Raw genomic sequence first — 19,545 nt, forward strand, 5'->3', positions numbered from 1 at the left:
TAAAGCTGCAGATGATTGATTCTGGCAACGTATCGCTTGCTTTAAAACAATTAATAGTTGCTTGATCAAACGTCTGCAAGATGGACAATCATCCTTCCTGCAGGCGCCTTCACAAGATACCTGCGCATACTTTCAAAGATCCGGGGAAGTGGCCTCAGCGCCGTTCCCGTGTGCCGCGAAGTTTCCTTCGTAGCGAGCCGCCCATTATGCCAGACTTTTTCAGTCCGTCAACACCTTCGTTCGATCATCTCGTTCGGCGGTGGTGGGCACCCTGTTGTCGCTGAAGCCCCTTGGTGGCGCCCCCTGCGACGGGGGAGGAGAAGTATGGCCCCATCCACATCGTTTGTGAAGGGGGTGTGGCGATTTTTTTCACCGGATGTTGCATCTGTTCATCCGTCGCGCTGCGGTAGGAACCCGCGAAGCGCAGCCAAGCGTAGGCTTGGCTCTACAAGAGCATAAGGAAGGGCCGGCTGGCGCCGGCCCTTCCCTGCTGTCAGGCAGTGACCAGGCGCACGCGGGCGAAAGTACGCTTGCCGACCTGCAGCAGGCCTTCGAAGCCCGGCTGCAGCACCTGCTGGCCATCTTCGACCACTTCACCGTCGACCTTGACCGCGCGCTCCTTGAGCTTGCGATTGGCTTCAGAGTTGCTCGGGGTCAGGCCGGCCGCCGTCAGCAGCGCAGCGATACGCAGTCCTTCGGCCGGAATCGCCACGTCCTGCAGCGGCAGCTGGGTAATGTCACCCTGCCCGGTCACCGCTGCTTCCCAGCCTGCAATGGCCTGCTCGGCCGCCGCGGCGTCGTGGAAACGGGTCGCCAGTTCACGCGCCAGGCGCAGCTTGACCACACGCGGGTTCAAGCCGCCTTTGGCCACCTGCTCGCGCAGCTGCACGGCTTCGGCCTGGCTGATGTCGAAGGACAGCAGTTCGATCCAGCGCCACATCAGGGTGTCGTCCACCTTCATGGTCTTGGTGACGATGTCGATGGCCGGCTCGCTGATGCCAATGTAGTTGCCCAGCGACTTGGACATCTTGTTGACGCCGTCCAGGCCTTCCAGCAGCGGCATGGTCAGCACCACCTGCGGCTTCTGGCCGTGGTGTTCCTGCAGGCCACGGCCCATCAGCAGGTTGAACTTCTGGTCGGTACCGCCCAGTTCGACGTCGGCCTCCAGGGCCACCGAATCGTAGCCCTGCACCAGCGGGTACAGGAATTCGTGGATGGCGATGGACTGCTGGGCGGCATAGCGCTTGGCGAAGTCGTCGCGCTCGAGCATGCGCGCCACGGTGTGCTGGCCGGCCAGGCGGATCATGTCGGCCGCGCCCATCTTGCCGAACCACTCCGAGTTGAAGCGGACTTCGGTACGGCTGCGGTCGAGCACCTTGAACACCTGTTCCTCGTAGGTACGGGCGTTGGCCAGCACGTCATCGCGGCTGAGCGGCTTGCGGGTCAGGCTCTTGCCGGACGGGTCGCCGATCATGCCGGTGAAGTCGCCGATCAGGAAAATGACCTGGTGGCCCAGGTCCTGGAACTGGCGCATCTTGTTCAGCAGCACCGTATGGCCCAGGTGCAGGTCGGGCGCGGTGGGGTCGAAGCCGGCCTTGATCCGCAGCGGACGGCCTTCCTGCAGGCGCGCACGCAGATCCTCGAGCTTGAGGATCTCGTCGGCACCACGGCCGATCAGGGCAAGGGCTTCTTCAATCGAGGACACGTGACTACTCCCGGCAACGCCGATTCTTGTGTGGGGTGTTAAAGCGAAGTTAACCCGATTGGCTTCACAAAAGCCAATGGGCACAAGGGTTTGACGCGGTTTTCTGAGGTGTCTATGGTAACCGGCGATCAGGCCCGCACTCCCAGGCCGCCAGGAAAAAACCGCCGATGCACAATTCCGAACAAGGGCGCGCACGCAAGCAGCGCTTCCAGGAACGCCTCCACGTCCTGCACGACAACACCCTGCATCGGAAGCTCAGGCAACATCTTCCCGCCGCCTTCAATGAGCGCTGGACCCGCCGCCATTGGATGCATGCCAGCCTGTTTGCGACCATCGGCGCCCTGGTGGCGACGATCGTCCCCGGTTTCTCGCACACCATCGATGCGCCTTACGCCGACAGCCACACCAGCCTGGCGCTGCCGTTGCCGCCGCTGACCATGGCCCGCCAGCAGCAGGTGCCGGGTGACAGCTGGCAGGTGCTGCGCGTGCAGCGTGGCCAGACCCTGAGCGACCTCTTCGACAAGGCTGGCATTCCGGCCACCACCCTGCACCGGGTGCTGGACCACCCCGGCGCGCGTGAGGCGTTGACCAAGCTGCGCCCGGGTGCCGAGATCGCCTTCGACATGCCGCTGTCCGGCGACCTGCGCAGCATCCGTTTCGACCGCGATGCCGACAACCGCGTGGAACTGAGCCTGGCCGGCGATGACATCAAGGAGAAAGTGACCAAGCGCGAGTCCTCCACGCGCACCGTGGTCACCAGCGGCGAGATCACCAGTTCGCTGTATGCCGCGGCCCGACGGGCCGGGCTGTCGCCGTCGGCGATCGCGACGATGACCGACGACATCTTCAAGTACGACATCGACTTCTCCAAGGACCTGCAGCCGGGCGACCGCTTCAGCGTGGTGATGGATGAAACCTGGCGCGAAGGCGAGAAGGTGGACACCAGCAAGATCCTGGCGGCGACCTTCACCACCGGTGGCAAGACCTATTCCGGCTTCCGCTTCGACCGCAACGGCAAGTCCGAGTACTACGACATCAACGGCCGTTCGCTGAAGAAGAGCTTCATCCGCATGCCGATCCCGTTCGCGCGGCTGAGTTCGACCTTCGGCGCACGCAAGCACCCGGTGCTGGGCAAGATGCGCATGCACAAGGGCGTGGACTACGCCGCGCGCACCGGCACTCCGATCATGGCCGCCGGCGATGCCCGCGTGCAGTTCGCCGGCGTGCAGCGCGGCTACGGCAACGTGGTGATCCTCGACCATGGCCGCGGCCACACCACCCTGTACGGCCACATGTCGCGCTTTGCGAACATCAGGACCGGCCAGCGCGTGGCCCAGGGCACGGTGATCGGCTACGTCGGTTCGACCGGCCTGGCGACCGGGCCGCACCTGCACTACGAATTCCGCGTCAACGGCGAGCACCGCAACCCGCTGACCGTGACCATGCCGCCGCCGGAACCGCTGAAGGGCGCCGAGCTGGTCGCCTTCCGCGCGCAGACCGCGCCGGCGATGGCGCGCATCCAGGGCATGGAGAAGCTGATCTACGCCGACGCCAGCCCGGCACCGACCAGCCGCGACGAGGCTGCGCCCGAGGTGGCCAGCGCCAAGGACAAGCAGGCGACCGGCCGCAAGCGCGGCTGAGCGTCTTGCGTTGACGAAGAAGGACGCGGCAGCCCAAGCTTGCCGCGTCCTTTTTTTATGCCTGCCATGAACACGACTGCCGACGCTGACGCCCCCCTGTACCTTGGCCTGATGTCGGGCACCAGCGCCGATGGCATCGATGCCGCGCTGGTGCAGTTCCCCGCCGGCGGTGGCTGCCGCTTCGTGCACGGCCTGACCGCCCGCTGGGAGCCGGTGCTGCGCGCGCGGCTGGTGGCGCTGGGCGAAGGTGGCCCGCTGGAGTCGCTGGAGGAACTGGGCGAACTGGACGCGCGGATCGCGATCAACTTCGCCGGGGCCGCCAATCAACTGCTGGCCGAGGCCGGCGTGGACCGCAGCCAGGTGCGCGCGATCGGCTCGCACGGCCAGACCGTGCGCCACCGCCCGCTGGCCGACCCGGCGTTCACCGTGCAGCTGGGCGACGGCAACCGCATTGCCGAACTGACCGGGATCACGACGGTATCCGACTTCCGCCGCCGCGACGTGGCGGCCGGGGGCCACGGTGCGCCGCTGATGCCGGCCTTCCACCTGGGCATGCTGGGCACCGCCGACGAAGACCGCGCGGTGCTCAACCTGGGCGGCATCGCCAACCTGACCCTGATCCCGCGCGAAGGCGCGGTGCGTGGCTTCGATACCGGCCCGGCCAATGCGCTGATGGACGCCTGGTGCCAGCGCCATACCGGCCGCACCTTCGATGCCGATGGCGCTTACGCTGCCAGTGGCACGTTGGACGAGGGCCTGCTGGCCGGCTGGCGCTCGGACCCGTGGTTCGCGCTGCCGCCGCCGAAGAGCACCGGGCGCGAACAGTTTCACCTGTCCTGGGCCGAAGCCCACATGGGGGAAGGCGAGTACGCCGCTGCCGATGTGCAGGCCACCCTGCTGGAGCTGACCGTGGCGACCGTGGCCGATGCGTTGCTGGCGCAGCAGCCGCAGACCCGGCGCCTGCTGGTCTGTGGCGGCGGTGTGCGCAACCGGCAGCTGATGAAGCGGCTGGCGGCGCGGCTGCCGGAGGTGCAGGTGGAGTCCAGCGCGGTGCATGGGCTGGACCCGGAGTACGTGGAGGCGATGGGTTTCGCCTGGCTGGCGCAGCGGACGATGGACGGGCTGGCGGGCAACCTGCCGAGCGTGACCGGGGCAATGGGCCCGCGGATCCTGGGGGCGATCCACCTGGCGTGAGGTGGGCCGTCCGCGCAGGTGAGGCGCCGTTGTAGAGCCGAGCCCTGCTCGGCTTAGCGCGGGCCGGGCCAAGAGCAGCCGAGCATGGCTCGGCTCTACAAGGGCGCTAATCGAAACCCTGCCCTGCCGGCAGGGCCTGCAGGGCGGCAATCGCGGCGGAGAGGGCGTCCACTTCGGGATCGCCGAAGCCGGAGCGGACCTCCAGTTCACTGCTGAACAGCCCCTGCTCCAGCAAGGCGGCGCAGGTCTGTTCGTGGGTCCAGCCGCGGGCGACCGCGACCCGTCGGATGCGTTCCAGCAGCAGCGGGTCCAGGTCCCGCAGCACAACGTCGGCCATGCTCACTTCCCCGTTCGCAAGGCACCGCCCCCTCGGCGCGTCGGGGGCGATGATCCCGCAGTCCGGGCGGGCAGGCAATCAGGCGACCGGCGGCGGCCCGCGATCGGCGATCCGCGGCCACAGCCACGCCAGCAGCAGCAGGGTTGGCACCACGGTGATCGAGCTGAGGATGAAGAACGTGCTGTAGGACGTGGCTTCGACGATGTAGCCGGAGACGCCACCGACGAACTTGCCCGGCAGGTTGGCCAGCGAGACCAGCAATGCGTACTGGGTGGCGGTGAAGTTGCGGTCGGTCAGCGACGACATGAAGGCCACCAGCACGGTGCCGGCAAAGCCCTGGAACAGGTTGTCGGCACTGAGCGCGGCGTAGAACGCCCACAGCTTGCCCGGATTGTGCGCCATCAGCAGGAAGGCCAGGTTGGACAGCGCCACGCCCAGCGCGGCCACCAGCAGCATGCGGCGGAAGCCGAACGCAGCCACCGCGATGCCGCCAAGGAACGCGCCGCCGATGCCCATCCACACACCGAACAGCTTGGAGACGGTGGCGATGTCGGCCTTGTCGAACCCCGAGTCGAGATAGAACGGCCCGGCCATCACTCCGATCACCTGGTCGGGGAACTTGAACAGGCCGACGAAGGCCAGCAGCACCAGCGCCAGTGCCACGCCATTGCGGCTGAAGAAGCTGGAGATGGGCTGGACGAACGCTTCGGCAATATCGATGCGGCGCTGCACGGCGGTGGCCGGGCGCTGCGGTTCGGCGCACAGCAGGGTGGTGACGATCGGCAGCAGCATCAGCGCGGCCATCGCCAGGTAGGCGACGATCCAGCCTTCGAACTGGGCCAGGTACAGCGCGCCGGCACCGGCCAGGATCAGGCCGATCCGGTAGCCCAGCGTATAGGTGGCGGCCAGCGCCGCCTGGGCGGTCTGCGGCGCGATCTCGATGCGGTAGGCATCGACGGCCGAATCCTGGGTGGCGCCGGCGAACGACGCCACCAGCACCCACATCACCAACGGCCACACGCCCTGTTCGGGCCGCACGAAGGCCAGCGCGACCAGCCCGACCAGCACCAGCACCTGCGACACCAGCAGCCAGGAGCGGCGGCGGCCGAGCCGCCCCAGCAGCGGGAAGGCGTAGCGGTCCAGCAGCGGTGCCCACAGGAACTTGAGCAGGTAGAAGAAGCTGGCCAGGCTGATCAGGCCGATGCTGCCCAGGTCCAGCCCGACGTCGCGCAGGCGCGTGGACAGGGTCTGCGAGGCGATCAGCAGGAACGGCAGGCCACTGCCGAAGCCGAGCATGGCCATGGTCAGCGCCGACGGGGTACCAAAGGCGCGCTTGATGCCGGCCCAGCCCTTGTAGCTGACCGGCGTGGCGGCCTCGGTCACAGGTTGTAGTCCACGGTGAACGGGGCGTGGTCGGAGAAGCGCTCGTCGCGGTAGATCGAGCAGCTGCGCAGTCGGTCACGCAGGCCCGGGGTGATGAACTGGTAGTCGATGCGCCAACCGACATTGTTGGCACGGGCGGCGCCGCGGTTGCTCCACCAGGTGTAGTCCTCTCCGGTGGGGTTGAGCAGGCGGTAGGCATCGGCCCACCCACGGCCGCCGGCGACATCGGTGGCCTGGCCGTGGTCGGCGCACAGCGCGTTGAGCCAGTCGCGCTCCTCCGGCAGGCAGCCGGAGTTCTTCTGGTTGGACTTCCAGTTCTTGATGTCCAGCGCCGAACGCACGATGTTCCAGTCACCGCACAGCACGTAGTCGCGGCCGCTGCGCGCCCACGCTTCGAGGATCGGCCGCAGCCATTCCATCACTTCGAACTTGAAGCCCTGGCGCAGGTCGCCCGAGCTGCCCGATGGGATATAGAAGGAAACCACGCTGAGATTGCCGTAGCGCGCCTCGATGTAGCGGCCTTCGTCGTCGAACGGCGCCCAACCCAGCGAGGTGATGACCTGGTCCGGCTCGCGCTTGCTGTAGATCGCCACGCCGCTGTAGCCCTTCTTGGTGATGGCATCGCGATAGAAGCAGTGGTGGCCGTCCGGACGGAACATCGGGTCGGTCAGCTGGTCTTCCTGGGCCTTGGTTTCCTGGATGCACAGGACGTCGGCGTCCTGGGCACGGAACCAGTCGAGGAAGCCCTTGGTCGCGGCGGAACGGATGCCATTGGCGTTGAAACTGATGATGCGCATGCGGGGGACCTGCGGCGGGAAACCGGGCAAGCATACCGGTTGCCCGCAGGGCTGCGCAGTCCGCCAGGCCGGGCCTGGACGGCTTTCACATGGCGCTGGACGAGCGCAAAACGCCCAGCTGGATTAGGATTTGTGCTCCAAATGAAGATGAATCGAGTTTTGATGAGCGACCACCGCCACCGTTTCCTGCAGCTGGCCCTGACTGCCGACGCCCTGCGCTTCGGCCAGTTCACCCTCAAGTCCGGCCGGCTGAGCCCCTATTTCTTCAACGCCGGTCGTTTCGACTCCGGTTCGCTGCTGTCGCAGCTCGGCGCCTGCTACGCCGATGCCATCGATGCCACCGGGATCAAGTACGACGTGGTGTTCGGCCCGGCCTACAAGGGCATTCCGCTGGCCACCGCGATGGCCTGCGAGCTGGCTCAGCGTGGCCGCGACCTGCCGCTGTCGTTCAACCGCAAGGAAGCCAAGGACCATGGTGAAGGCGGCCAGCTGATCGGCGCGGACCTGAATGGCAAGCGCGTGCTGATCGTCGATGACGTGATCACCGCCGGTACCGCGATCCGCGAAGCGCTGGGCATCATCCGCGCTGCCGGCGGCACCCCGGCCGGCATCGTGGTGGCACTGGACCGCCAGGAGATCGCCTCGGAAGCCGACCGTCGCTCGGCGGCACAGTCGGTGGCCGAAGAAGCCGGCATTCCGGTGATCGCCGTGGCATCGCTGGCCGATCTGCTTGATTTCGCCTCCGGCAACCCGGAACTTGTCGGTTACCGGCAGCCGCTGGAAGCCTACCGGGCCCAGTACGGCGTCCGTTCGATCCGCTGACCGACCAGGGGAAAGGTCATGTCCCGAGTTCCTGCTGTTCTCTTTGCCGGCCTGCTGCTGGCCGTGCCGTTCACCGTGCCGGCGCAGTCGCGCGACGGCGGCAAGGTGGAAAAGAAGCTGTACTGCTGGAACGAGGGCAAGGAGCGGATCTGCAGTGATTCGCTGCCGGCCGATGCGGTCAATCACGCCCGCGAGGAGTTCAACGCGAAGAGCGGCCTGCGCAATGCGCAGGTCCAGCGCGCGTTGACCGACGAGGAGCGCGCCGCAGCCAGCACCGTGGCACAGCAGCAGCAGCTGGACCTGATGGCCGAGCAGACCCGCCAGCGCACCGAGCAGGCGATGCTGTCCACCTATGGCAGCGAGGACGACCTGCGCCGGGTGTTCGCCGAACGCCAGGAAGTGCTGGACAACAACCTGAAGACCGCCGAGTACAACGTCACCAGCCTGCGCGAATCGCTGGTGGCGCTGCTGTCGGCCGCCGGTGACCGCGAACTGGCCGGTGGCAAGGTGGCCGACAAGCAGGCCGAGGCGATCCGCCAGCGGCACGTGCAACTGCAGTCGCAGCAACGCCTGCAGGCCGGATTCCTGCAGCAGCAGCAGGCGCTGAAGGCCGAGATCGACAGCACGCTGCAGCGCTATCGCGAGCTGAAGGGCGTGGCGCAGGCGAGCCAGGCGCCGTGATTCGCCTGTAGCGCCGGGCCACGCTCGGCGCCGCGTGACCTTGGGAAAGGGCAGCCGAGCATGGGCTCGGCTCTACAGCAGGCGGCGCCTGGTTACGGGTTGGCCCACGGAATTTATGCACTCTTTACGCGTCGGCCCGGTCCGGCGCGTAGTGCGTTTATGGGCGGCAGGACGACGATGACGGCCTGAGGTGGAGGGGTTCCACCAGGTCGCTATTGAAATGTCCCCCTGGCTGTCTTTGTTGTGTGGCGTGCTGGTGCTGGTCGCCGCCGCCTATCTTCTCTATGTCGTGCTGCGGCCCGAATCGTTCTAACGGAGCCGGCCATGACTGAGATGCTTGTCATTCTTGCCGCCAGCCTGCTCCTGGCGTGGCCGCTGGGCCTGTACCTGGCCCGCGTGATGCGCGGCACGCCGATGAAGGTCGACGTGCTGTTCAACTGGATCGAAAAGCCGTTGTACAAGGTGTTCGGCGTCGATCCCTCGCGCGCGATGTCCTGGCGCGGCTACGTGCTGGCCTTCGTGCTGAGCAACGTGGTGGTCGCTGTGTTGACCCAGGCGGTGTTCATGACCCAGGCCTGGTTGCCACTGAACCCGGACCAGATCCCGAACATGCGCTGGGACACCGCGCTGCACACGATGATCTCGTTCCTGACCAACACCAACCAGCAGCACTATTCGGGCCAGGCGCAGCTGTCCTACCTCTCGCAGATGACCGGCATCACCGGCCTGCAGGTGGTGACGCCGATGATGGGCCTGGCGCTGGCGGTGGCGACGCTGCGCGCGTTGTTCTCGCGTGCGCCGCAGGCTGCGGCGGCCACCGGTGCCGGCGATGACCGCCAGGTGGCGGTAGGCAACTACTACGTGGACGTGGTGCGCCTGTGCGTGCGTTTCCTGTTGCCGCTGTGCCTGGTGTGGACCCTGCTGCTGACCAGCCAGGGTGTGCCGTCGACGATGGCCGGTGGCCCGCAGGCCACGCCGATCGATGCCAGCGCCGGCATGACCGGACAGAAGCTGCCGCTGGGCCCGGTGGCGGCGATGGTCGCGGCCAAGCAGCTTGGCGCCAACGGTGGCGGCTGGTACGGCCCGAACAGCAGCTTCCCGCTGGAGAACCCGACCCCGCTGTCGAACGCGCTGGAAATCGTCGGCATCCTGCTGGTGCCGATGGCGGTGATCTTCATGATCGGCGCGTTCACCGGCCGGCGTCGCTTCGGCGCCCTGGTGTTCAGCTGCATGCTGGGCATGTCGCTGCTTTCCACCGGCGCGATGATGTGGAGCGAAGGGCATAGCGCCAGCGCCGCCACACCGCTGCTGATGGAAGGCAAGGAGGTGCGCTTCGGCGCCGACGGCACGGCGCTGTGGGCGGCGGTGACTACCCAGGTCTCCAATGGCTCGGTGAACGGCATGCACGATTCGCTGGCGCCGCTGAGCGGTGGCATCGCGATGGTCAACATGCTGGTCAGCGCGATCTGGGGCGGCATCGGCTGTGGCCTGCAGCAGTTCATCGTCTATCTGCTGCTGGGTGTGTTCCTGGCCGGGTTGATGACCGGGCGCACGCCGGAACTGTTCGGCCGCAAGCTGGAGACGCCCCAGGTGCGCCTGCTGGCCCTGCTGGTGCTGCTGCAGCCGATCACCCTGCTGGTGTTCACTGCGATCACCCTGGCCGTGCCCGGCCTGGCCGGCACCTCCAACCCCGGCTTCCATGGCATCAGCCAGGTGTTCTACGAGTATGTCTCGGCCTACGCCAACAACGGTTCGGGCTTCGAAGGACTGGGTGACGCCACGCTGTGGTGGAACCTGAGCTGCTCGCTGGTACTGCTGCTGGGCCGCTTCCCGCTGCTGATCATTCCGCTGGTGGTGGCCGCACAGCTGGCCGCCAAGCGCCAGGCGCCGGAGTCTGCCGGCAGCCTGCAGATCGAAACCCCGACCTTCGCCCTGACCCTGGTCTCGGTGATCGTCATCCTGACCGTGCTGCAGTTCATGCCGGCGCTGGTACTCGGCCCGATCGCCGATCACCTGAGCCTGGGACTGCGCTGAGGACACCCTGATGAGTACCCAAGCAAGTTCAACCCGTAGTACCCATGCACCGCGCCCTGCCCTGCTTGATGGCGCCGGCCTGCGCCGTGCGCTGGTCGAAGCGGTGCGCAAGCTGGCGCCGATGCATCTGGTGCGCAGCCCGGTGATGGCGGTGGTGATGGCCGGCACGATCGTCGCCGCGATCGTCACCCTGACCGGCAATGCACCGCTGGGCTTCGGCCTGGCGGTGACCGCCATCCTGCTGGTGACCGTGCTGTTCGGCAATTTCGCCGAGGCAGTGGCCGAAGCGCGTGGCCGTGGCCAGGCCGCCTCGCTGCGCCGTGCCCGCCAGGACCTGGTGGCGCGCCGGCTGGCGGCGCCGCAGCCGGGCGCAGCCGAAGCCCAGGTGCCTGCCGCCGAGCTGCGCCCGGGCGACCATGTGATCGTCAGTGCCGGTGAGCTGGTGCCGGCCGATGGCGAGATCGTGCAGGGCCTGGCCACCATCAACGAAGCGGCAGTGACCGGCGAATCGGCACCGGTGCTGCGCGAGGCCGGTACCGACCGTTCCGGTGTGATCGGTGGCACCAAGGTGCTGTCCGACCAGATCATCGTGCGGGTGACCGCCGAGCCGGGCCACAGCTTCCTGGACCGCATGATCGCGCTGGTGGAAGGTGCCAATCGCCAGAAGACCCCCAACGAGATCGCGCTGACCCTGCTGCTGGCGGCGATGACGCTGACCTTCCTGGTGGTGGTGGCCACGTTGCCGGCGATCGGCGCGGCCGTGGGCGTGCAGGTCGATCCACTGCTGCTGATCGCACTGCTGGTGTGCCTGATCCCGACCACCATCGGCGGCCTGCTGCCGGCCATCGGCATCGCCGGCATGAACCGTGCGCTGGCTGCCAACGTGCTGGCCAAGTCGGGCAAGGCGGTGGAAGTGGCCGGCGACGTCGACGTGCTGCTGCTGGACAAGACCGGCACCATCACCTACGGCGACCGCCAGGCCAGCCACTTCCATCCGCTGGCCGGCATCGACGCCAGCCAGCTGCGCGAGGCCGCACTGCTGTCCTCGCTGGCCGACCCGACCCCGGAAGGCAAGTCGATCGTGCGCCTGGCGCGCGAACAGGGCTGCGCCACCGCCGAGCCGGACCGTGCCGACTACCTGGCGTTCAGTGCCCAGACCCGGATGTCCGGCGTCGATCTGGAACACGGGCGGCAGATCCGCAAGGGCGCTGCCGATGCGATCCGCGCCCACGTGCAGGCGCTGGGCGGCAACGTGCCGGCTGAACTGGCCGGCCGCGTCGAGCAGGTCGCGCGCAATGGCGCCACCCCGCTGGTGGTGGCCGAGGGCCGCCACGTGCTGGGCGTGATCGAGCTGTCGGACGTGGTCAAGCACGGCATGCGCGAGAAGTTCGCACAGCTGCGGGCGATGGGCATCCGCACGGTGATGATCACCGGCGACAACCCGCTGACCGCTGCCGCCATCGCCGCCGAAGCCGGTGTCGATGACTACATCGCCGAGGCCCGTCCGGAAGACAAGCTGGCACGCATCCGCCAGGAACAGGCCGGTGGCCGCCTGGTGGCGATGGTGGGCGATGGCACCAACGATGCTCCCGCGCTGGCCCAGGCCGACATCGGCCTGGCGATGAACTCCGGCACGCAGGCGGCGAAGGAGGCCGGCAACATGGTCGACCTCGATTCAGACCCGGCCAAGCTGCTGGCGGTCGTGGAAGTGGGCAAGCAGCAGCTGATCACCCGCGGTGCGCTGACCACCTTCTCGCTGGCCAACGACGTGTCCAAGTACTTCGCGATCCTGCCGGCGCTGTTTGCCGCTGCGGTTCCGGCCATGGCCGCACTGAACGTGATGCAGCTGTCGAGCCCACGCAACGCGGTGCTGGCGGCGCTGATCTTCAACGCGCTGGTGATTCCCGCGCTGATCCCGCTCGCCCTGCGTGGCGTGCGCTTCCGCCCGGCCACGGCCACCGCGCTGCTGCGGCGGAACATGCTGGTGTACGGCCTCGGCGGCGTGCTGTTGCCGTTCGCGGCGATCAAGCTGATCGACCTCTTCCTTGTCCTGGTATTCGGCGCATGAACCGTTCTGCTTCGACCTCCACCACCCTTCCCCGCGAACCGAAGGCCGAAGCCCGCGTGGCCAGCCTGCAGGACGGCGCCGGCTGGCGCCCGGCGATCGGCCTGGGCCTGGCCACCCTGCTGCTGGCCGGCGCGGTCTACGCCGGCATCGCCACCGGTTTCGCCGGCCTGGCCTACCCCACCCAGGCCGAGGGCAGCCTGCTGCGCGATGGCAGCGGCCAGGTGCGCGGCTCGGCATGGTTGTCGCAGCCGTTCACCGGCGATGGCTACTTCCAGGCACGGCCGTCGGCGGCCAACTACGACCCGATGGCCGCGGCCGGTTCCAACCTGGCGCGCAGCAACCCGGCGCTGGCCGAGCGTGTTGCCGCCAGCACGGCGGCGGTGGCCGCGCGCGAAGGTGTCGCCCCGGCGCAGGTGCCGGCCGACCTGGTCACCCAGTCCGGCGGCGGGCTGGATCCGCAGCTGTCGCCGGCGGCGGCGCAGCTGCAGGTGGCACGCGTGGCACGTGCCCGCGGCCTGCCGGTCGAGCGCGTGCAGGCCTTGGTGCAGGCACATACTGAAGGGCGCCAGTGGGGCGTGTTCGGCCAGCCGCGGGTGAACGTGGTGACGCTGAACTTCGCGCTGGACCATGCGGCCAAGGCGCCGTGATGCCGGCCTGCATCGGCTGCGCGCACAATGGCGGCCATGACAGCGGCCCCCATGACTGATGCGCGTACCCGCCAGGCCGATGCCCTGGTGGAAGGCCTGCAACGCGAAGCCGGTGGCAAGCTGACCGTGTTCCTCGGCGCTGCGCCGGGTGTGGGCAAGACCTACACCATGCTGACCCGTGCCCAGGAGCAGCTGCGCCGCGGCGTGGACCTGGTGGTCGGGCTGGTGGAAACCCATGGCCGCGCCGAAACCCAGGCCCTGCTGGAAGGCCTGCCGCAGCTGCCGTTGAAGGACGTGGCCTATCACGGCCACGCCCTGCAGGAGATGGACCTGGATGCCGTGCTGGCACGGCATCCAGCGCTGGTGCTGGTGGACGAACTGGCCCATCGCAATGCGCCCGGCAGCCGCCATGAGCGGCGCTGGCAGGATGTGATGGAGCTGCTCGACGCCGGCATCGACGTCTGGACCACGGTCAACATCCAGCATCTGGAAAGCCTCAACGACGTGGTGATGCGCATCACCGGCGTGCGGGTCAGCGAGACCGTGCCCGATGGCGTGCTCGATCGCCTGCACGACATCGTGCTGGTCGATCTGCCGCCGCGCGAACTGATCGCGCGCCTGCAGCAGGGCAAGGTCTATGTGCCCGAACAGGCCGCGCAGGCGCTGCAGGCGTTCTTCTCGCCGGCCAACCTGACCGCCCTGCGTGAGCTGGCGATGCAGGAAGCCGCCGACCGCGTCGACAGCAGCCTGCGTGAAACCCGCGCCGCACGGGGCGAAGGCAACCTGCCGCTGCGGCGCGGCGTGCTGGTGGCCATCGATGGCGGCGGCCAGAGCGAGTACCTGGTGCGGGTGGCGCGCCGCATCGCCGAGCGCCGCGACGCACCGTGGACGGTGGTGACCGTGCAGGGCCGGCGCCAGGACGAGGCCACGCGGCGCGAGATCGATGCGGCCTTCGCCCTGGCACGGCGCCTGGGCGGCGACGCCGAACTGCTGCACGGATCGAGCATCGCCGATGCCCTGCTCGACCATGCAGCGCACAACGGCGTATCGACCCTGGTGCTGGGGCGCACCCGTGAGCGCCCGCTGGCGCGGATGTTCAACCGAACCCTGACCCAGCAGCTGATCCAGCGCGGCGCGCACTACGAGATCACCATCATCAGCACGCCGCAGGCCCGGGCGCGCTCGCGCCGCGAGGGTCTGCTGCCACCGATGCGCGGCATCAGCTACGAGCCGGTACAGGCACTGATCGCCACCGCGCTGGCCTGTGCGGTGGCTTGGCTGGCCGAACGCTGGGTCGGCATGGCTGACCTGTCGATGGTGTTCATCGTGGCAGTGGTGCTGGTGGCGGCGCGCACGCGTGCCAGCGTGGCGGTGATGGCGGCGATCCTGTGCTTCCTGGCCTACAACTTCCTGTTCATCGCGCCCCGCTTCACCTTCGCCATCGGTGCGCGCCAGGGCGTGATCACCGTGTTCCTGTTCCTGGCCGCCGCCTTGGTGGCCGGACGGCTGGCCTCGCGCCTGCGCATGCAGGTCATTGCGCTGCGTGCGGCCAACCGCCATGCACGTGCACGCCAGCAGCTGGGCCGTCAGCTGGCCAGCGCCGCTGGCAACGGCGAGGTGGCACAGGCAGGTCGGCATGCCTTGGAGCAGGCGATGGATGTGCCGGCGTGGCTGCGGATCGGCGCGGACACTGCCGCCGGTGGCCGCAGCCAACCCGGCGATACCGACCTGGCTGCCGCCGACTGGGCGCTGCGCCACGGCCAGCCCAGCGGCCGCTTCACCGACACCCTGGCCGGTGCGCAGTGGTGGTTCCTGCCATTGCTGGATGGCGAAGATCGCGCGATCGGCGTGGCCGGCCTGTACCTGCCCGGCGCACAGGCACGCCTGCTGCCCGAACAGCGGCAGCTTGCCGAAGCGATGGTCGATGACATCGCGCAGGCCGCACTGCGTACCCGGCTGGTGGCCGAACTGGAACAGGCGCATGTCAGCAACGAGACCGAGCGGTTGCGCTCGGCCCTGCTCTCTTCGGTGTCGCACGACCTGCGCTCTCCACTGGCGGCGATGATCGGTTCGGCCGACAGCCTGGCCAGTTACGGCGCGGCGATGGACACGGCCGATCGCCGTGCCCTGCTGGACACCATCCTGGTCGAAGGCGAGCGGCTGGACCGCTACATCCAGAACCTGCTGGACATGACCCGCCTTGGCCACGAAGGTCTGAAGATCAACCGTGACTGGATCGGCGTGGACGAACTGATCGGCTCGGCCGCACGGCGCCTGCAGCGCTACCAGCCCAAGGTGCGGCTGGAGCTGGACATTCCGTCCACGCTGGCGCCGATCTGGGTACACCCGGCGCTGGTCGAACAGGCCGTGTTCAACGTGATGGAGAACGCGGCCAAGTTCTCGCCGCCCGACGCCGCCGTGCAGGTGCAGGCGCGCGAACTGGACGGCCAGCTGCGCATCGACGTGATCGATGCCGGCCCCGGCATTCCCGACGACGAGCGCGCGCGCATCTTCGACATGTTCTACAGCGTCGAGCGCGGCGACCGCGGCCGCCACGGCACCGGCCTGGGCCTGACCATCTGCCAGGGCATGATCGGCGCACATGGCGGCAGCGTGCAGGCGCTGCCCGGACGCGACGGTCGCGGTACCCTGATCCGCATCACCCTGCCCCTGCTCAAGCCAGCCTCCCACGATGAGCCCGACCCCGATTGATGCCAGCGTGCCGGCCGCGCGCGTGCTGGTGATCGATGATGAAACCCAGATCCGCCGGTTCCTGGACATCAGCCTGCGCGCGCAGGGCTACCAGGTGCGACAGGCCGCCACCGGCCAGGAAGGCCTGCAGCTGGCCGCCAGCGAGGACATGGACCTGGTGATCCTGGATATCGGCCTGCCGGACATGGAAGGCCACGAGGTACTTGAACAGCTGCGGCAGTGGAGCCAGGTGCCGGTGATCATGCTGACCGTGCGCGCCGGCGAAGCCGAGAAGGTGCGCGCACTGGATACCGGCGCCAACGACTACGTGACCAAGCCGTTCGGCACGCAGGAACTGATGGCGCGGGTGCGGGCGCTGCTGCGCACGCGCAGCGTACCCAGTGATGGCACGCCGCCGGTGTTCGACGACGGCCACCTGCGCGTGGACCTGGTGCGCCGCGAAGTCGCCCTGCAGGGTGAACCGGTGGCGTTGACCCGCAAGGAGTACGCGTTGCTGTCGCTGCTGCTGCGCAATGCCGGGCGGGTGGTGACACAGCCGCAGATCCTGCAGGAGATCTGGGGGCCGACCCACCAGCACGATACCCATTACCTGCGCATCCTGGTCGGCAAGCTGCGGCACAAGCTGGGCGATTCGGCGCTGGATTCACGCTACCTGTTCACCGAACCGGGCGTGGGCTTGCGATTCAAGGGGTGAGGGTGTGCCGAACAACGGTCGGCACCCACCAAAGCAAATTCGGAAGAGCATCCACGCATGGCGTGGATCTCTGCTGTGTCGACCAAGGTCGACACCTACCAGGAGCAGTTCATGCGGTTCGGACAGATCGCGGAAATCTGTCGAAGGCGGGGTGGGTCCGGTTGCGGGGGCGTGAGCCGCATGGGCCCGAGGTATGCCTCGGGCGGGTTGGGCAGGACGCCCAACCCCGGTCTTGCCGTGTGCGCAGGACTGCGCACACGAGCAAGCGGCGACCGAGCTTACATGGGTGAGGGCGCTTTGCTTGCGAAGCACTGCTTCGCAAGCGCCCGAACGCCCAGCCGCCAGCGGCTGGGCCGGGCCCCGGAGCGGGACTTGCAGCGTCCCGCGCAACCGGACCCACCCCGCATCCCACGGATAGCCGGCCTTTGACGTTGACGTTGATTCGGCGGGTGCCGGGCGCCGCCCGGCCCCACCTCAGAACCCCAGCGGGGTGTCGCCCAGCACCGGCTGCAGCTGGCTGCGGAACAAGGCCTTGATGCGCTCCAGTGCGGCATCGTCGTTGCCTTCGAACCGCAGCACCAGCACCGGCGTGGTGTTGGAGGCGCGCACCAGGCCCCAGCCATCGGCGAAGTCCACGCGCAGGCCATCGATGGTCGACAGGCGGCCCCCCACATACGGGTTGTCCGGCGACTGCGCCGCCGCCACCAGCATCGCCACCAGCGCATGCGGCGTCCCGTCGGCCACCGCTACCTTCAGCTCCGGCGTGGCGACCATTTCCGGCAGTTCGCCCAGCACTTCGTCCGGGGTCTCCTCGCGCTGGGCCAGGATCTCCAGCAGGCGCGCAGCGGCGTACAGGCCGTCGTCGAAACCGAACCAGCGTTCCTTGAAGAAGAAGTGGCCGCTCATCTCACCGGCCAGCTCGGCATCGGTCTCGCGCATCTTCGCCTTCATCAGCGAATGCCCGGTCTTCCACATCAGCGGGCTGCCACCGTTGCGCAGCACATGGTCGGACAGCTTGCCGGTGCACTTGACGTCGTAGATCACCATCGCGCCCGGATTGCGCATCAGCACGTCGGCAGCGAACAGCATCAGCAGGCGGTCGGCATAGATGATCCTGCCTTCGCCGGTGACCACGCCCAACCGGTCGCCGTCGCCATCGAAGGCTACGCCGAGGTCGGCGCCGAAGCGCTTGACCGTCTGCACCAGGTCTTCCAGGTTGGCCGGCTCGCTCGGGTCGGGATGATGGTTGGGGAAGGTGCCGTCGACATCGCAGTACAGCGGAATGACGTCGGCGCCGATTGCTTCCAGCAGCTGCGGGGCCAGTGCGCCGGCCACGCCATTGCCTGCATCGGCCACGACCTTCAGCGGACGGTCCAGCTGCACGTCATCGGCGATGCGCTGGATGTAGTCGGCACTGACATCGCGCTGCTGGTAGTCACCCGGCTCGGCGGACTGCACCAGGCGGCCCTCGACGATGCGCTGGTAGAGATCGGTGATCGCGTCGCCGGACAGCGTCTCGCCGCCGATCACCACCTTGAAGCCGTTGTACTCGGGCGGGTTGTGGCTGCCGGTGACCGCCACGCAGGTGCCGGTACGCAGATGGAAGGCGGCGTAGTACACGAGCGGGGTCGGCGCCAGGCCGATGTCGATCACCGCGCAGCCGGCACGGCGCAGGCCCTCGGCCAGCCCGGCCGTCAGCTCGGGTCCGGACAGGCGGCCATCGCGCCCGATCACCACCTCGCGCAGGCCCTGCTCCAGTGCCACGGTGCCGATGGCCTGGCCGATCAGCGCCGCGGTCTTCGGTGTCAGTTCGCTGCCCACCATGCCGCGGATGTCATAGGCGCGGAAGATGCCGGCGGCCAGCTCTTCGGCAGGCACCGGCGGTGGCGGCGGTGGCGTGGCATCGCCACTGCCGGTCACGGCGGCCACCGGTGGCGGCGCCTGCTGCAGGCTCTCGCTCAGGGTCGGGCCATGGTCGGCCTCGGACGCGGCGGCGCGGCGCGGCAACGGCAGCGACTTCGGCAGCCGGTCGCGCCCCACCACCAGCAACACGGCAATGAACGCCAGCAGCAACGCCACAATGGCGCTGGCCAGCGCGCCCAGGCCGAGCGGACCGGCCTCGACATTTGGCACCGACGCGACCAGCCGCAACGGCGTGCCTGCAACCGGGCGCGCCAGCGCTTCCGCGCTTTCGGCCAGGCTCGGGTCGCCCTGGGTGACCAGATCGAATGCTCCCTGGCGCAGGCCGAGGAAGCCGGCGGACGGCGCGCTGACCTGGTCGAGCGGCGACGTCAGCCGCAGCAGCGGTTGGCGGACATAGATGACGGCCGGCCCCAGGCTGCCCAGCTGCACCGGCGCGGCCAGGCCCAGGCGGTTGCCGCCGCCGTCGCGGACCACGCGCAGGCTTGGCCTGGCCTCGGCCAGCGCCGCTTCCAGCAGCGCCAGGCGGGAATACCCGAAGGTGGCCGGATCGGCATAGGCGTTGGCCAGATCGGCCGCCAGCACCTCGACCTTCTCGACTCCGGTCCAGCTCTCGCGAACGGCCAGCGCCGCCGCAGCGGCGTCGCCGGCCTGCAGCGCCTGCTGCACGCGATCGTTCTTCAACTGCTGCTGCAGCTGCTGCAACTGGCCCGCAGCAGCCTGCTGCAGGCCCTGCACGGCCTGGTCACGCGCCTCTTCCAGCGCCTGCCCGTTGGCCTCCTGCCGCCATTGCTGCACCGCGCTCCATCCGAACCAGCCGGCCAACAGGATCAACAGCACCCCCAGTAGAGGTGCACTGCGACCCAACGACCGTCCCCGCTGTCCTTCCCCGATGCCGCTCATCGATGTCC

Annotated in this window: 15 protein-coding genes; 10 read left to right on the plus strand and 5 right to left on the minus strand. The window is 68.3% G+C overall.

The genetic code is table 11. From position 1 onward, the window contains the following. Nucleotides 1-493: 493 nt before the first annotated feature. A complete protein-coding gene (tyrS, locus tag ACUVWL_RS15800; protein ID WP_049441862.1) occupies nucleotides 494-1,705 on the minus strand; it encodes a tyrosine--tRNA ligase in 1,212 nt (403 codons plus the stop codon). 167 nt (nucleotides 1,706-1,872) lie between these two features. On the opposite strand from tyrS, the gene ACUVWL_RS15805 reads away from it, so the two are divergent. Continuing rightward, nucleotides 1,873-3,345, plus strand: coding sequence for a M23 family metallopeptidase (locus ACUVWL_RS15805; protein WP_032961400.1), 1,473 nt, complete (start codon nucleotides 1,873-1,875; stop codon nucleotides 3,343-3,345). A gap of 66 nt (nucleotides 3,346-3,411) precedes the next feature. Then, entirely contained in the window at nucleotides 3,412-4,539 is a 1,128-nt protein-coding gene (locus ACUVWL_RS15810) for an anhydro-N-acetylmuramic acid kinase (RefSeq protein WP_262093320.1), read from the plus strand. A 106-nt stretch (nucleotides 4,540-4,645) separates the two neighbouring features. Here ACUVWL_RS15810 and ACUVWL_RS15815 read toward each other — a convergent pair whose 3' ends face one another. From ACUVWL_RS15815 to ACUVWL_RS15825, 3 genes are all read right to left on the minus strand, one after another. After that, nucleotides 4,646-4,876 carry a hypothetical protein gene (locus ACUVWL_RS15815; RefSeq protein WP_014645678.1) on the minus strand — a complete coding sequence of 77 codons (231 nt, stop codon included), beginning with the start codon at nucleotides 4,874-4,876 and terminating at the stop codon, nucleotides 4,646-4,648. Nucleotides 4,877-4,954: 78 nt separating this feature from the next. Continuing rightward, the gene (locus ACUVWL_RS15820; protein ID WP_014645677.1) at nucleotides 4,955-6,259 is read right to left on the minus strand and encodes an AmpG family muropeptide MFS transporter; all 1,305 of its coding nucleotides are present in this window, start codon (nucleotides 6,257-6,259) and stop codon (nucleotides 4,955-4,957) included. Continuing rightward, nucleotides 6,256-7,056 carry an exodeoxyribonuclease III gene (locus tag ACUVWL_RS15825; protein WP_445978550.1) on the minus strand — a complete coding sequence of 267 codons (801 nt, stop codon included), beginning with the start codon at nucleotides 7,054-7,056 and terminating at the stop codon, nucleotides 6,256-6,258. Before ACUVWL_RS15825 ends, ACUVWL_RS15820 begins: the two co-directional genes overlap by 4 nt. Before the next feature lie 162 nt (nucleotides 7,057-7,218). On the opposite strand from ACUVWL_RS15825, the gene pyrE reads away from it, so the two are divergent. The 8 genes from pyrE to ACUVWL_RS15865 all read left to right on the plus strand — a co-directional run bounded on the left by pyrE (nucleotide 7,219) and on the right by ACUVWL_RS15865 (nucleotide 16,714). After that, nucleotides 7,219-7,878, plus strand: a complete 660-nt coding sequence (gene pyrE / locus ACUVWL_RS15830; RefSeq protein WP_032961411.1) for an orotate phosphoribosyltransferase — start codon at nucleotides 7,219-7,221, stop codon at nucleotides 7,876-7,878. Nucleotides 7,879-7,896: 18 nt separating this feature from the next. Next, nucleotides 7,897-8,559 carry a hypothetical protein gene (locus tag ACUVWL_RS15835; RefSeq protein ID WP_032961414.1) on the plus strand — a complete coding sequence of 221 codons (663 nt, stop codon included), beginning with the start codon at nucleotides 7,897-7,899 and terminating at the stop codon, nucleotides 8,557-8,559. A gap of 220 nt (nucleotides 8,560-8,779) precedes the next feature. Next, nucleotides 8,780-8,872, plus strand: a complete 93-nt coding sequence (locus ACUVWL_RS15840) for a potassium-transporting ATPase subunit F (protein WP_005407770.1) — start codon at nucleotides 8,780-8,782, stop codon at nucleotides 8,870-8,872. 11 nt (nucleotides 8,873-8,883) lie between these two features. Continuing rightward, nucleotides 8,884-10,593 (plus strand): potassium-transporting ATPase subunit KdpA, encoded by a 1,710-nt coding sequence (kdpA, locus tag ACUVWL_RS15845; protein WP_014645673.1) that lies wholly within the window; start codon nucleotides 8,884-8,886, stop codon nucleotides 10,591-10,593. 10 nt (nucleotides 10,594-10,603) lie between these two features. Next, nucleotides 10,604-12,661 (plus strand): potassium-transporting ATPase subunit KdpB, encoded by a 2,058-nt coding sequence (gene kdpB / locus ACUVWL_RS15850; RefSeq protein ID WP_049441858.1) that lies wholly within the window; start codon nucleotides 10,604-10,606, stop codon nucleotides 12,659-12,661. Next, nucleotides 12,658-13,308 (plus strand): potassium-transporting ATPase subunit KdpC, encoded by a 651-nt coding sequence (gene kdpC, locus ACUVWL_RS15855; protein WP_053495930.1) that lies wholly within the window; start codon nucleotides 12,658-12,660, stop codon nucleotides 13,306-13,308. Before kdpB ends, kdpC begins: the two co-directional genes overlap by 4 nt. A 51-nt stretch (nucleotides 13,309-13,359) precedes the next feature. Continuing rightward, nucleotides 13,360-16,020, plus strand: coding sequence for a sensor histidine kinase (locus ACUVWL_RS15860; protein ID WP_014645670.1), 2,661 nt, complete (start codon nucleotides 13,360-13,362; stop codon nucleotides 16,018-16,020). After that, nucleotides 16,001-16,714: a response regulator transcription factor gene (locus ACUVWL_RS15865; RefSeq protein WP_032961423.1), complete on the plus strand. Its 714-nt coding sequence runs from the start codon at nucleotides 16,001-16,003 to the stop codon at nucleotides 16,712-16,714. The genes ACUVWL_RS15860 and ACUVWL_RS15865 overlap by 20 nt, the downstream gene beginning before the upstream one ends. A 474-nt stretch (nucleotides 16,715-17,188) precedes the next feature. On the opposite strand, the gene ACUVWL_RS15870 is transcribed toward ACUVWL_RS15865, so the two are convergent. Continuing rightward, on the minus strand, nucleotides 17,189-19,537 hold the full coding sequence (locus ACUVWL_RS15870) for a phosphomannomutase/phosphoglucomutase (RefSeq protein WP_445978551.1): 2,349 nt from the start codon (nucleotides 19,535-19,537) through the stop codon (nucleotides 17,189-17,191). Between the last annotated feature and the right edge of the window lie 8 nt (nucleotides 19,538-19,545).

This window comes from Stenotrophomonas muris, assembly GCF_052751275.1.

What these genes read in the sequence shown, in the direction of transcription:
- ACUVWL_RS15805 (WP_032961400.1), top strand. Translation starts at nt 1,873, where the DNA reads ATGCACAATTCCGAACAAGGGCGCGCACGCAAGCAGCGCTTCCAGGAA.
- ACUVWL_RS15810 (WP_262093320.1), top strand. Translation starts at nt 3,412, where the DNA reads ATGAACACGACTGCCGACGCTGACGCCCCCCTGTACCTTGGCCTGATG.
- ACUVWL_RS15815 (WP_014645678.1), bottom strand. Translation starts at nt 4,876, where the DNA reads ATGGCCGACGTTGTGCTGCGGGACCTGGACCCGCTGCTGCTGGAACGC.
- ACUVWL_RS15825 (WP_445978550.1), bottom strand. Translation starts at nt 7,056, where the DNA reads ATGCGCATCATCAGTTTCAACGCCAATGGCATCCGTTCCGCCGCGACC.
- pyrE (WP_032961411.1), top strand. Translation starts at nt 7,219, where the DNA reads ATGAGCGACCACCGCCACCGTTTCCTGCAGCTGGCCCTGACTGCCGAC.
- ACUVWL_RS15835 (WP_032961414.1), top strand. Translation starts at nt 7,897, where the DNA reads ATGTCCCGAGTTCCTGCTGTTCTCTTTGCCGGCCTGCTGCTGGCCGTG.
- ACUVWL_RS15840 (WP_005407770.1), top strand. Translation starts at nt 8,780, where the DNA reads ATGTCCCCCTGGCTGTCTTTGTTGTGTGGCGTGCTGGTGCTGGTCGCC.
- kdpA (WP_014645673.1), top strand. Translation starts at nt 8,884, where the DNA reads ATGACTGAGATGCTTGTCATTCTTGCCGCCAGCCTGCTCCTGGCGTGG.
- kdpB (WP_049441858.1), top strand. Translation starts at nt 10,604, where the DNA reads ATGAGTACCCAAGCAAGTTCAACCCGTAGTACCCATGCACCGCGCCCT.
- kdpC (WP_053495930.1), top strand. Translation starts at nt 12,658, where the DNA reads ATGAACCGTTCTGCTTCGACCTCCACCACCCTTCCCCGCGAACCGAAG.
- ACUVWL_RS15860 (WP_014645670.1), top strand. Translation starts at nt 13,360, where the DNA reads ATGACTGATGCGCGTACCCGCCAGGCCGATGCCCTGGTGGAAGGCCTG.
- ACUVWL_RS15865 (WP_032961423.1), top strand. Translation starts at nt 16,001, where the DNA reads ATGAGCCCGACCCCGATTGATGCCAGCGTGCCGGCCGCGCGCGTGCTG.
- ACUVWL_RS15870 (WP_445978551.1), bottom strand. Translation starts at nt 19,537, where the DNA reads ATGAGCGGCATCGGGGAAGGACAGCGGGGACGGTCGTTGGGTCGCAGT.